Below are 11,524 nucleotides of genomic sequence, written 5' to 3' on the forward strand. Positions count from 1 at the left end.
ATGGCCGTCATACGCCTCGGCGCGATGCTCGTGGCGTGCGGCCTCACGATCAGGGCCGCCGTGGACGTGAGCCAGCTGCCGCAGGTGGTGCGCGGCTGGGCGGGCGTGCCCCTGCTCTTCTCGTTTGTGGACGTGGTCCTCATGATGGTGCCGGGAAGCTCGCTCGGCGCGAGCCCCGTGGGCGAGGTCGTGGTGTCCGTGGTGAGCTTTGGCCTGGGCATCCTGATGTACGTGCTCTGCTCGCGCGCGACGGCCGAGCACCCCGATGCGACGGAGGAGTGGCGAGACGCCACGGAGCTCAGGCAGAGGCAGATGGCGGACCGCGCCAGGCACCCGCTCAAGCGCTTCCGCAGGAGGTAGCGCCCGGGCTGCCCGCGCGCTACCAGGGCAGGGCGCCCCTCACGGCGGCGGGCAGGCCGGCAATCCAGGCCGGCAGCGCGTCGAGCCGCGCCGCAGCCACGATGGCGCAGGTCACGATGCCCGCTATAAAGAGCAGCCAGTCGGCCACGCCGCCGGACTCGAAGAGCCCAAGCCTCGCGTTTGCGCGCATGGGCCAGAGCAGGCGGATGCCCTTCTTGTTGAGGACGTCCAGCACCAGGTGAGAGAGGTATCCCACGCCAAAGGCTGCCGCGAGGGGCTTGCACAGCATCCACATGCCAAACGTGGCGAACACGAGCGCCGGGATCGAGTGCGAGAAGCCGCGGTGGCCGGAGGCCCGCCCCACGGCGCACGTGGCGACCAGGACCGCGGCGCCCGCGATCTGCTCGTACGAGAAGTGCGAGGCCACGCCCACGACGAGGTCGCTCCCATGCAGGTGGTCGTACGCGAGGCCGCACGCCACGAGCACGGCGAGCGCCGCCCACGCGCGGCGCAGCTCCTTGGAGCCGGTGCTGGTGGCGACGTCCGTGTCCGGGAGCATGCCGCCCACCATGCCGCCGAGCAGCGCCTGGAGCACCGGCGCCACGCCCGTGACCTGCGCGCCCGTGAGCCGAGCCGCGAGCGGTGCCGCCAGAAGCGCCGCCGCTGCCCCAACCGCCATGTGCGTCCTGCCCGTCATCCGGTCACGTCCTCCCGTCACGCCCTGTGGTGAACCATACGGTACTTGAACTTGTCCCCGCGCGCGACGGACGACGTGTACTCGATCTTCTCGCCCTGCGTGTTTGTGGAGACGCGCGCGATCTCGAGCACGGCGGCGCCCTCGGCTATGCCAAGCGCCCGTGCGTCGCTCGCGACGGCCGTGCCCGCGCGCACCTCCTCCGCCGCGGAGGCGATGCGCTGCCCGTAGCCGCCCTCGATTATCTCGTACATCGACCTCGTGGCGACCTCCTCGCGCGTGAGGTTGGGAAACGTCGCAACCGGCAGGTAGCTGTGGCCCAGGAGCATGGGGTCGCCGTCCGCGCTGCGCAGCCTGAAGACGTCGTACACCGGCGTCCCAAGGCGCACGCCCAGGGCCGAGCTCACCTCCTTGGTGGCGTCCACCACGCCAAACGAGACGATCCGCGTCTGCGGCACCTTGCCCATGGCGCGCATCTCGTCCGTGAAGCTGTAGCAGAGCGCGAGGTCCGTCGCGCCCTGGGCCGCATCGCTCACAAAGGTGCCCTTGCCGTGCCGGCGCACCACGAGTCCCGCAGCCTCCAGGTCCGCCAGCGCGATCCTCACCGTCGTGCGGGAGAGCCCGTACCTCTCGGAGAGCTGGCGCTCCGAGGGCAGGGCGTCGCCCGGGGCCATGTCGCTCTTGATCTTCTCCCTCAGCACGTCGTAGAGCTGGTTGTGGAGCGAGTGCCTTCGCCGTATGGACGCCATGGCCCGCCCTCCCCCTCTTGTTGGTTTACTGGTATGTACCTCATACCAATTCTACCTCACACGGCGCTCGTGTGCACTTTGGGAAATGACTTGCCTTTCGCTATGCGCTCCGCTACATTGGCGGTTGAGGTCCTTGCAAACTTGCAGTTGACGGCTTTGTTTTTCTCGCCTTTTGCTCACGGAGCCACATGTGCAAAGCACGCGCCCACGTGCGGGAAGGCACTGTCGCCGCAAGCTTGGAAGAATCAACTGGTATTAGTTTTAAGCACCACAGGCCAAGCAGGGAGGACACGCTATGAGGATCATTCGCACGGTGGACTACAAGGACATGAGCCGCAAGGCCGCCAACGTCATATCTGCGCAGGTGATCCTCAAACCCAAGTCCGTGCTCGGGCTGGCCACCGGCACCACGCCCATCGGCACGTACAAGCAGCTCGCCGCCTGGTGCGCCAAGGGTGACGTGGACTTCAGCCAGGTCTCCACGTATAACCTGGACGAGTACCGCGGCCTCAGCCACGAGGACGTCCAGAGCTACCACTACTTCATGCGCACCAACTTCTTCGACCACATCAACATCGACCTCGCCAACACGCACGTGCCCGACGGCTCCAACCCCGACGCGGACGCGGCCTGCAGGGAGTACGACCGCATGGTGGCGGAGGCCGGCTACCCCGACCTGCAGCTCCTGGGCATCGGCCGCAACGGCCACATCGGCTTCAACGAGCCCGGCCCCTACTTCAGCAAGGGCACGCACATGGTCAACCTGACCGAGAGCACGATCAAGGCGAACAGCCGCCTGTTCGACAGCGAGGACCAGGTGCCGCGCCAGGCCTACACCATGGGCGTCCAGACCATCATGTACGCGCGCTCGATCCTCGTGGTGGCCAACGGCGAGGAGAAGGCCGACGCCGTCTATCGCATGTGCTACGGCCCCGTCGACCCGCAGTGCCCCGCCTCCATCCTGCAGCTGCACACCAACTGCACGGTCATCGCGGACGAGGCGGCGCTCTCCAAGTGCCCCAGGGCCTAGCCTCGCGACGACACGGCGCATACGCGGGCGAGAAGGACGCGGCCACGTGGTCGCGTCCTTCTCCTTTTGTTCGTGTTCCCATGTTCTTGGGGCCGGTCGCGCGGCACCCGCGGGCGCGCCCACGCCCCCTACTGGTAGTGCAGCGACTCCACCGGGTCGAGCCGCGCCGCGCGGCGTGCGGGGTAGTAGCCAAACACGACGCCGATGAGCACGCAGATGCCCGTGGCCACGAGCACGGCGACGGGGTCGATCACCGGCGTGATCGTGAGCGAGAGGCCGCCGTCGCTCCCCGCTGAGGCGAGCATGCTTGTCGCCACGCCGGAGAGCGCGAAGGCGCCCAGGTAGCCCAGGACGATGCCGATGGCCCCGCCCGCGAGCGTGAGGCAGACGGACTCGAGCAGGAACTGCCGCGTGATGTCCGAGCGGCGCGCGCCCAAGGCCTTGCGCAGGCCGATCTCGCGGATGCGCTCCGTCACGTTGGTGAGCATCATGTTCATGATGCCGATGCCGCCCACCACGAGGGATATGGACGCGATGGAGGTCATGAGCAGCTGGAAGGCGAACATGACCGAGTTGAAGCTGTCGATCATGGACTTGGTGGACGAGACGTACAGGTTGTCGGCGTCCTCCCCCGTGAGGTGGTAGTACGAGGTGAGGTACGACTTGGTCTCCTTCACCACGGAGTCGATGTCCTCGCCCTCGCGCACCATGCCCGCCAGCGAGTCCACGCTGTCGTATCCCGTCACCCTCTGGACGCAGGTGTGGAGCGGCACGTAGGCGTTCACGCTCTTGGGGTCGCTCATCTGGCCGTCCTCCAGGATGCCCACCACGGTGTACTCGATTCCCTGGATGCGGACCGTCTGGCCCAGGGCGGCGCCATCGCCAAAGAGGTTGTGGGCGCCCGACTGGTCGAGTATCACGACCGTGGAGGCGGTGTCGTCCTCGCCGGTGGTGAAGTCCCTGCCCCTCACGAGCTTCTGGCCCGTGACGTCGAAGTAGTGGCTCGCGACGCCGGTGATGGAGCCGTCCGAGCTCTTGGTCTCGCTCGCGACCTTGCCCGTGCCCATGCTGCTGCCCGTTATGTACTCGTACTCGGGCATGCCCTTCTGCAGCTTGGCGAGGTCCTCAACCTTTGGCTGCTGGCTGCCGTACACGCCCATGGTCACCACGCGCGAGCGGTCGAGGCCCATCTGGGTCATGAGCCCCTGGCGCACGCCGCCGATGAGCGCCGTCATCGCGATCACGGCGCTGATGCCTATGACGATGCCGAGCACCGTCAGGAGCGAGCGTCCCCGGTTGGCGTCGAGCGCCTCCCAGGTCTCGCCCAACAGGTCCCTCAGCCTCATGTGCGCCCCCTTCCACGCGATGCGGACCGCGCCACGAGCTCGCGCTCCTGCTCGTCCGTGAGCAGCCTGCCGTCGCGGATGTGGACGCAGCGGTCCGCCCACGCGGCCACGTCGGCGTCATGCGTGATGAGGATCACGGTCTTGCCCGCGTCGCGCATCCTCAGGAACGTGCGCATCACGACCTCGCTCGTGGCGGAGTCGAGGTTGCCCGTGGGCTCGTCAGCCAGCACGAGCGCCGGGTCGTTCACCAGGGCGCGCGCGATGGCCACGCGCTGCATCTGGCCGCCTGAGAGCTCGTTGGAGCGGTGGTCGTAGTACTCCGCGGGAAGCCCCACGGCGCCGAGCGCCTCGCAGGCGCGGCGCTCGCGGTCGGCCCGCGGCACGTCCGTGTACAGCAGCGGCAGCATCACGTTCCTGATAACGGTCGAGCGCGGCAGCAGGTTGAACGACTGGAAGACGAAGCCGATGCGCGTGGCGCGTATCCGCGCCAGCTCGTCGTCGTCCAGCTTCGACACGTCGAGCCCCTCGAGCAGGTACGTGCCGGAGGTTGGCGTGTCCAGGCAGCCCAGGATGTTCATGAGCGTGGACTTGCCCGAGCCGGACGGCCCCATGATGCACAGGAACTCGCCCCTCTGGACCTGGAGCGTCACGCCCCTGAGCGCGTGCGTTGGCACGCCGCCGGAGTCGTATATGCGGTGCACGCCCCTCACGTCGATTACGGGAGTCATGGCATCACTAGTCCGCGGTCATGCCGCCGGACGCGTCCGCGTCGGCATCTGAGCCCGAGCTGGAGTCGTCATCCGTCAGCTTCACGGTCTGGCCCTCCTTGACGCCCGTGACCGCGGCGTCGGAGCTGTTCTTCTCGCTCACCTTGACGTCCACGTCGCGCGACCTCTTGACGTTGCCGTCCTTGTCGAGCGTGACCACGGTCACCGTGGCGTCGCCCGAGCCCTCGTCGTAGTTCTGGAGCGCCGCGACGGGCACCATGAGCACGTCCTTCACGCTCTGGGTCTCGATGGTGGCGTTGGCGGTCATGCCCGGCTTGATGCGCGAGTCGGGCTGGTCGATCAGGAGGTCAACCTCGTAGGTGACCACGCTGCCGTCACCCGTGGAGCCGGAGTCCGAGCCCGTGGCCACGGTCGCGATCTTCTCGACCGTGGCCTTGCACTCGAGCCCCGGTATGGCCGAGAAGGTCACGTCCGCGGTCTGCCCCACCTTCACGCCCGAGACGTCGACCTCGTTCACCTGGGTCGCGACGCGCATCTTCGACAGGTCTGCGATCTGCACCGCCCAGCCCGAGCTCGACTGCGAGGACGACTGGCCCGTGCCGTCGCTCGTGGTGGAGCCGGCCGAGGCGTCGCCGTACGCCGCACCGTTCTTGGCGTTGACCGCCACGACGCTGCCGGAGGTCGGCGCGACGACGGTGCGCTTGGCCGCCTGGGCCTTCGCGTCCGCGAGCGACTCGTTCGCGGAGTCGAGCGCGGACTTCGCGCTGTTCAGGCTGTCGTTTGCGGTCTGCACGTCGCCGTAGAGGCTGTCGGGGTCCGTGAGCCCGGCCTGGGTCTCCGCGTCGGGCGCGGCGTTCCACTCGGCAAGCGCCTTCTGGTAGGCGGCGTTGGCGTTGTCGACCCCGCGCTGCGCGGTGTTGACCTGCGCCTGCGCGTCGGAGACCTGGCGCTGCGCGTCGGTCACCGCCTTGTCGAGCGAGTCGTTCTTGAGCGAGAAGAGCACGTCGCCCTTGTTGACGGTGTCACCCTCGCTCACGCGAACGTCCTGCACGATGCCTCCCACCTCGGGCGTCACGTACACGCTCGACGCGGGCTGGGCGGCTCCCGTCACGCTCACGCTCGACGTGAGGTCGCCACGCGTGACCTCCGCCGTCGCGGGGGCCGAGGACCCGTCGTCCTCGGGCGTCAGCACCCGTGGCACGATCACGAGCGCGGCCACCACGGCCGCCGCGCACACGCCCACCACGATCTTGACGCGGCGCTTCCTCTTCTTCTCCTTGCGGTGCCGCTCGAGGCTCTGGTAGGCGAGCATGCCCTCCGCGTCCTCCTCGGCCTGGGTGGCCACCTGCGTGTCCCCCGGCGACTTCGCGGCCGCCTCGGGCGCGTCGAGGGCGCTCTGCACGTGGCGCGCGGGCGTCACGGGCACGGGAGGCGTCACGCGCTGCGTGGCGTCCACGTCCCGGGAGTCCTCGTCCCTCTCGCCCGCGGGCGACGCCTTTCCGGCCTCGCCCTTGCCCTCGTCCTCGTTGGACTTGCCAAAACCTAGCCTTGCCATGACTTGCTCCCATCCGGGGGTCGGTCGTGCGCCCGCGACGCGCCGCCGCGAGGCCCTTGATGTGACTTACTCGACCAGCAGGTGCTTGCCGTCCACGTCGTGGTCGAACAGCGCCTCGGAGCGAATCGCCGGGTCGTCGTAGGTGGACCAGTAGTACGTCATCGTGCGCGTGGAGATGCCGCCGGTGTAGACGGTCCGCTCGAACTCGCCGTTGGTCATGCGCGCGGCGCCGTCGATCATGGAGACCCCGCCCAGCAGGTGGAACATCTTGCTCACGTTGGCCTTCTCCCCCTCCTGCGTGGGGTAGTTCGCGTTGAGGTAGGCCTCGCGCACGAAGCGCGAGGTGGAGTAGTAGTCGCCGGGCAGCCCGCGCATGCCGCCGCCCGAGCCAAACGCCGTCAGCTCCTGCCCGCGCCACGAGAGCGGGCCGGGCACGTCGCTCGTGACGTTGAGGTAGTTGCGCAGGTTCTCCGCGTGCCACGCGAAGCCCGGCTGGTTGGTGAGGACGTCCACGTCGTCGTGGAAGACCTGGAGCCCAGCCTCGGTCTGCTCAACCACGATGGAGCGCGTGGCGTCGCCCACGATCCAGTGCAGCATGGACGAGGGGAACTTGGGGCTCACGGGCCTGTCGACTATCACCACGTCGGCCAGGTCAGCCTCGACCTCGTCCACCGTCCGGTGCCCCGCGACGACCCAGAGCGGGAACTCGTAGGCGGCCACGTTCGTGGCGCCCTCGCGCGGTCCGGCCGCGTAGGACGCGTAGCCCGGGAAGTTGAGACCGGCCACGGCGAGGCCCTTCTCGTTTGCGCAGTCAAAGTACAGAGGCGTCGTGCCCTCCACGATGCCCATGCCGATGATGGCCATGTCCGAGGGCTCCACGGCGCCAAACGGCGACTCCGTGCGGTAGTCGCGCGGCGTGATGACGACGCGCTCGCCGTACGAGCAGCTCCAATCGAGGTTGCGCCCAAAGTACATGTTGCCCTTGCCATCCGTGAACCTGACGCCCGTGCACATGATGACTCCCTCCGATGACGCGGCGACGGCCGCGCGGCACCCCGCGGCGCACGCATATATAACACGAACGGCCCCGCCGAACCTGACGGCGAATCAAGGATTCGCAAGAAAGACTGTACGTCCCTCGGGCGAGAAAAACCAGACATCCCGGGACGTACGCCACGTGCCAGCTTGCAGGCGGTACGTTCCTCGCAGATGGTCCTGGTACCGACCTGTGCGGGCTTTACCCCGCTGCCGCTTCCTGCTACCGTCGGCTGGGTTAGCAACGCAACGGATTGCGAGGTTGGGATGGACGACGCTCAGGGCACGACCAACATGGACCTCTGGCTGGCGGACGCGCCGGCGGAGGTGACCGCCAAGACTCGGGAGCTCCTCGCACGGGTGCGGGACCTCCGCGCCGAGCAGACCATCTACCCCGCCCAGGACGCCATCCTGCGCGCGCTCGAGCTCACGCCACCCGCCGCGACGCGCGTGGTGATTCTTGGGCAGGACCCCTACCACGAGCCCGGCCAGGCCATGGGCCTCTCGTTCTCCGTGCCCGAGGGCCAGCGCCTCCCGCCCAGCCTGCGCAACGTCTACAAGGAGCTCGCGGCGGACCTTGGCTGCGAGCCGCCCGCCACGGGAGACCTCACCGGCTGGGCACGGCAGGGCGTCCTCCTGCTCAACACCACGCTCACGGTGCGCGAGCACGCCGCGAACTCCCACGCGAGGCTCGGCTGGCAGGTCCTCACAAACTACCTGGTCAGACGCACAGTCGAGCTCCCACAGCCCATCTGCTACCTCGCATGGGGCCGTCATGCCGCAAGCCTCGTCTCCACTGCCGTTGACGACGCGCGCGCCGCCGGCACCCTCGCTGGCCAGAAGCTCGTGCTCACGTCCACGCACCCCTCCCCGCTCTCGGCAAACCGCGCGGGCGGAGGCCTCGTCCCGTTCATGGGGTCCAGGCCCTTCTCGCAGGCGAACGCATTCCTGCTGACGCACGGCGAGGAGCCCATCGCCTGGGCGTGACCCGCAAGGCACCATGGGCCCCTTGCGTTTCGCTTTGGCAAAACCGCGCTTCCTACCAGCAAACTTTCTTGGCTCGAGGCCGAGAATTCACTGGACAAGGGCCCGCCACGGACTCATAATGTCACATACAGAACAAACGTTCGCACTTTGGGTCATCACGCCCGACGCATACGCACGGCGCAATCGCGTCGCGACCGAGGGGAGGCAGGGCATGTCACTGGAACTCAACGACGCTCTCGGGGAGCTCAAGCCGTCGGCGATCAGGCGCTTCTCCGCTCTCGCCGCACAGACGCCCGGCTGCGTCTCCCTCACGCTCGGCGAGCCTGGCGAGGTCACGCCGGCCAGCATCCGCAGGTGCGTGTCGCGGAGCCTCGACGAGGGCAAGACCCACTATCCACCCAACAACGGCACCATGGCGCTCCGCGAGGCGATTGCCGCGCGGTGCTCCAACACGGGGCTTCTGGTCGACGCGCAGCAGGTCATCGTGACGAACGGGGCAACGGAGGCACTCTTCAGCACCCTCGTGGCGCTCCTCAACCCCGGGGACGAGGTCATCGTCCCCACGCCCGCGTTCGTCCTGTACCAGTCGATAGCGCTCCTGGCACGCGCGCGGGTGGTCACGCTGGACACCTCCGAGGACGGATTCCAGATCGACGCGGGGAGGCTCGCACGGCTCGTCACGCCCCGCACGAAGGTGATCGTCCTCACCTCGCCAAACAACCCGACCGGCTGCGTCCTTGACGAGAAGAGCCTGGACGCCGTCGCCGAGCTCGCCTCCAAGAGGGACTTCTACGTGGTCTGCGACGACGTGTACGAGGAGCTCGTCTACAGCGACGAGCTGCGCGGGCATGGGTTCGCGAGGCTCCACCCAGAGCTCTCCGACCGCACCGTCGTCGTGAACAGCTTCTCCAAGCCATGGGCCATGACGGGATGGCGCCTGGGCTGGCTTACCGCCGCGCCGGAGGTCGTCTCGCAAATCGCGAAGGTGCACCAGTACGCGGTCTCCTGCGAGGTCTCCTTCACGCAGGATGCGGCGGTGACGGCACTGGCAACGGACACCGCGCCCATGCGCGAGCGCTACCGAGCGCGTCGCGCCATCACGCTCGACGCGCTCAAACGGATGGGGCTCCCCTGCGTCGAGCCCGAGGGTGCCTTCTACGCGTTTCCCAGCACCGAGGGGCTCTGCACCAGTGACGAGGAGTTCTGCGAGAGGGCGATACGCGAGGCGGGGGTCGCCGTGGTTCCAGGCTCCGTCTTTGGCTGTCCCGGCCACGTGCGCATCAGCTACGCAACCGACGACGCCACGCTAGAGGAGGGCCTCAAGCGCCTCGCGGGCTTCCTCCGCGATCTGAGAGGCTAGCTACAGGTCCGCCGTCACGAGGCTTCGATAGACGTCGACGCCGCGCACAAGGACCCTCTCGTCAAAGTCGAACGTGCTCGCATGCAGGGGTATCCCCGTTCCGGTCCCAAGAAGGAAGAACGTACCGGGCAGCCACTGTTGGTACCAGGCGAAGTCCTCCGCTATGAGCAGGGGCTCCTTCACCATATCGACCGCTATCCCCGCGCTCTCGAGCACGCCCCTGGCCCAGGAGGTGACCTCATGGTCGTTCACCACAGGTGGGTATCCCTCGCTGAAGTGCGTCCGCGCGGTGCAGCCGAGCCCGGCGGCCACGCGCTCCGCAATGCGCGGCAGCTCGTTCCTGCAGCGCTCGCCCATCGCGACCGAGAACGTGCGCAGGCTTCCCTCGACGCGTGCGGTGGCCGCAATCTGGTTGCGCACCTCCCCGGCCGTCATGTGGCCGAACCTGAGCAGGCAGGGCTCCTCGAGGCCGCGCTCGTCCATGTAGCGATACGCCTCCGGAACGAATCGGCACCCCGCAAGGAGGGCGTCGCGACCTTGGCTCGCCTTCGCGATGTGGGAGGCCCTCCCGCGGAACTCGACCGTGGTCTCGTTGCTCGCCGCCAGGAGCGCGCCAACGCGCGTCGCGACCTGGGCCTCCGGAAGGTCGGGCCACAGATGGAAGCCGAAGATCCTGTCCACGCCCAGACGTCCGAACACGCCGCTCTCGCACACCTTGCGGGCGCCACCCGTGGTCTCCTCGGCCGGCTGGAACACGACGAGAACGCTGCGGGGGAGAAGGTCGCTGTGCTCGGACATCCAGGCGCACGCACCCAGGGCCATGGCCATGTGCCCGTCATGCCCGCATGCATGCATGCGCCCCTGATGCCTGGAGGCAAAGGTGACGCCAGTCTCCTCCGTCACGGGAAGGGCGTCCATGTCGGCCCTGAGCGCCGTGGCGCCGGAGGTCCCGCGGTCGAACAGGGCGCAGAGCGTGGAGGGTGCCGGCGAGAAGACCTTGAGGCATCCGCAGCGCCTGCTCATGCGGTCGAGCTGCGCGCGGAGGTAGCCGATGGTCTCGGGCAGGTCGAAGTCGCATTCCGGAATCTGGTGAAGCTCGCGCCTCCACCTCCGCAGCTCGGGTGCGAGCCTCATGGCATCAGAGGGGCCACCTGTCATCGCGTCCCCCGATCCCGGGATGCCGTTCGTCTCCTGCGCCATCGGTCACTCCCCTTATCCTCACATGTGACACGTTGCCGACCTGCCCGCCGCCGAATTGTAAGACCCCGCATGGCAATGGCGATCAAAGAGCGCAAGACTTGTCACAATCTCGGCCCGCCGCGGTCCGACCAAGGGACGGACGCGTTTCCGGCCCCCGAGACCCAATTGTTAACGACATGTGGCAGAAATGCTTCGAGCGTGCGCGCGCCCACGGGTAAAGGCTACACTTCCCCCAACGATAGAGGCGCGGACACGAAGATCCGTGGGCTAGCCGGCAGGCGTCGATCCCACGAGGAGGCCAAATCCGCCGAATCCCGCCAACGGGCACGAAGGCGGGGTGGGACCTTGGGGGAACACCCCTTGGGACTGTCTGACACTAGTCAGGTGCGCTATCCCTACGCGACCGTGGCCAATGGCCACCGCAAAGGATGGCCGCATAGGGAGGCAAGATGGGACGCAAGACGCCCTTTGTGACAGCGA

At 67.9% G+C, this 11,524-nt stretch carries 11 protein-coding genes; 4 read left to right on the top strand and 7 right to left on the bottom strand.

The window, feature by feature from the left end; translation table 11 throughout:
* On the top strand, positions 1 to 360 hold a 360-nt coding region (locus ACI38Z_RS06330; RefSeq protein WP_439789353.1), incomplete at its 5' end, for a hypothetical protein.
* Between the two features lie 19 nt (positions 361 to 379).
* On the opposite strand, the gene ACI38Z_RS06335 is transcribed toward ACI38Z_RS06330, so the two are convergent.
* Both ACI38Z_RS06335 and ACI38Z_RS06340 read right to left on the bottom strand, forming a co-directional pair.
* On the bottom strand, positions 380 to 1,057 hold the full coding sequence (locus ACI38Z_RS06335) for a metal-dependent hydrolase (protein WP_439789354.1): 678 nt from the start codon (positions 1,055 to 1,057) through the stop codon (positions 380 to 382).
* 17 nt (positions 1,058 to 1,074) lie between these two features.
* The gene (locus tag ACI38Z_RS06340; protein ID WP_439789355.1) at positions 1,075 to 1,803 is read right to left on the bottom strand and encodes a GntR family transcriptional regulator; all 729 of its coding nucleotides are present in this window, start codon (positions 1,801 to 1,803) and stop codon (positions 1,075 to 1,077) included.
* A gap of 295 nt (positions 1,804 to 2,098) precedes the next feature.
* On the opposite strand from ACI38Z_RS06340, the gene nagB reads away from it, so the two are divergent.
* Positions 2,099 to 2,833 (top strand): glucosamine-6-phosphate deaminase, encoded by a 735-nt coding sequence (nagB, locus tag ACI38Z_RS06345; protein WP_439789356.1) that lies wholly within the window; start codon positions 2,099 to 2,101, stop codon positions 2,831 to 2,833.
* Positions 2,834 to 2,961: 128 nt separating this feature from the next.
* Here nagB and ACI38Z_RS06350 read toward each other — a convergent pair whose 3' ends face one another.
* The 4 genes from ACI38Z_RS06350 to bsh all read right to left on the bottom strand — a co-directional run bounded on the left by ACI38Z_RS06350 (position 2,962) and on the right by bsh (position 7,476).
* The gene (locus ACI38Z_RS06350; protein WP_439789357.1) at positions 2,962 to 4,179 is read right to left on the bottom strand and encodes an ABC transporter permease; all 1,218 of its coding nucleotides are present in this window, start codon (positions 4,177 to 4,179) and stop codon (positions 2,962 to 2,964) included.
* The gene (locus ACI38Z_RS06355; protein WP_439789358.1) at positions 4,176 to 4,907 is read right to left on the bottom strand and encodes an ABC transporter ATP-binding protein; all 732 of its coding nucleotides are present in this window, start codon (positions 4,905 to 4,907) and stop codon (positions 4,176 to 4,178) included. Before ACI38Z_RS06355 ends, ACI38Z_RS06350 begins: the two co-directional genes overlap by 4 nt.
* Positions 4,908 to 4,914: 7 nt before the next feature.
* On the bottom strand, positions 4,915 to 6,462 hold the full coding sequence (locus ACI38Z_RS06360) for an efflux RND transporter periplasmic adaptor subunit (protein ID WP_439789359.1): 1,548 nt from the start codon (positions 6,460 to 6,462) through the stop codon (positions 4,915 to 4,917).
* A gap of 66 nt (positions 6,463 to 6,528) precedes the next feature.
* Positions 6,529 to 7,476 carry a choloylglycine hydrolase gene (bsh, locus tag ACI38Z_RS06365; RefSeq protein WP_439789360.1) on the bottom strand — a complete coding sequence of 316 codons (948 nt, stop codon included), beginning with the start codon at positions 7,474 to 7,476 and terminating at the stop codon, positions 6,529 to 6,531.
* Between the two features lie 288 nt (positions 7,477 to 7,764).
* Here bsh and ACI38Z_RS06370 point away from each other — a divergent pair, with 288 nt between their 5' ends.
* Complete coding sequence (locus ACI38Z_RS06370; protein WP_439789361.1) at positions 7,765 to 8,484, top strand: uracil-DNA glycosylase; 720 nt, start codon at positions 7,765 to 7,767, stop codon at positions 8,482 to 8,484.
* 211 nt (positions 8,485 to 8,695) lie between these two features.
* The gene (locus ACI38Z_RS06375; protein ID WP_439789362.1) at positions 8,696 to 9,844 is read left to right on the top strand and encodes a pyridoxal phosphate-dependent aminotransferase; all 1,149 of its coding nucleotides are present in this window, start codon (positions 8,696 to 8,698) and stop codon (positions 9,842 to 9,844) included.
* Here ACI38Z_RS06375 and ACI38Z_RS06380 read toward each other — a convergent pair whose 3' ends face one another.
* Entirely contained in the window at positions 9,845 to 11,044 is a 1,200-nt protein-coding gene (locus tag ACI38Z_RS06380) for an amidohydrolase (protein WP_439789363.1), read from the bottom strand.
* Between the last annotated feature and the right edge of the window lie 480 nt (positions 11,045 to 11,524).

This window comes from Parafannyhessea sp. (assembly GCF_051876455.1).
Lineage (GTDB): Bacteria > Actinomycetota > Coriobacteriia > Coriobacteriales > Atopobiaceae > Parafannyhessea.

Bases quoted from the DNA above. Each gene is read 5' to 3' on its own strand.
- ACI38Z_RS06335 (WP_439789354.1), bottom strand. From the start codon at position 1,057: ATGACGGGCAGGACGCACATGGCGGTTGGGGCAGCGGCGGCGCTTCTG.
- ACI38Z_RS06340 (WP_439789355.1), bottom strand. From the start codon at position 1,803: ATGGCGTCCATACGGCGAAGGCACTCGCTCCACAACCAGCTCTACGAC.
- nagB (WP_439789356.1), top strand. From the start codon at position 2,099: ATGAGGATCATTCGCACGGTGGACTACAAGGACATGAGCCGCAAGGCC.
- ACI38Z_RS06350 (WP_439789357.1), bottom strand. From the start codon at position 4,179: ATGAGGCTGAGGGACCTGTTGGGCGAGACCTGGGAGGCGCTCGACGCC.
- ACI38Z_RS06355 (WP_439789358.1), bottom strand. From the start codon at position 4,907: ATGACTCCCGTAATCGACGTGAGGGGCGTGCACCGCATATACGACTCC.
- ACI38Z_RS06360 (WP_439789359.1), bottom strand. From the start codon at position 6,462: ATGGCAAGGCTAGGTTTTGGCAAGTCCAACGAGGACGAGGGCAAGGGC.
- bsh (WP_439789360.1), bottom strand. From the start codon at position 7,476: ATGTGCACGGGCGTCAGGTTCACGGATGGCAAGGGCAACATGTACTTT.
- ACI38Z_RS06370 (WP_439789361.1), top strand. From the start codon at position 7,765: ATGGACGACGCTCAGGGCACGACCAACATGGACCTCTGGCTGGCGGAC.
- ACI38Z_RS06375 (WP_439789362.1), top strand. From the start codon at position 8,696: ATGTCACTGGAACTCAACGACGCTCTCGGGGAGCTCAAGCCGTCGGCG.
- ACI38Z_RS06380 (WP_439789363.1), bottom strand. From the start codon at position 11,044: ATGGCGCAGGAGACGAACGGCATCCCGGGATCGGGGGACGCGATGACA.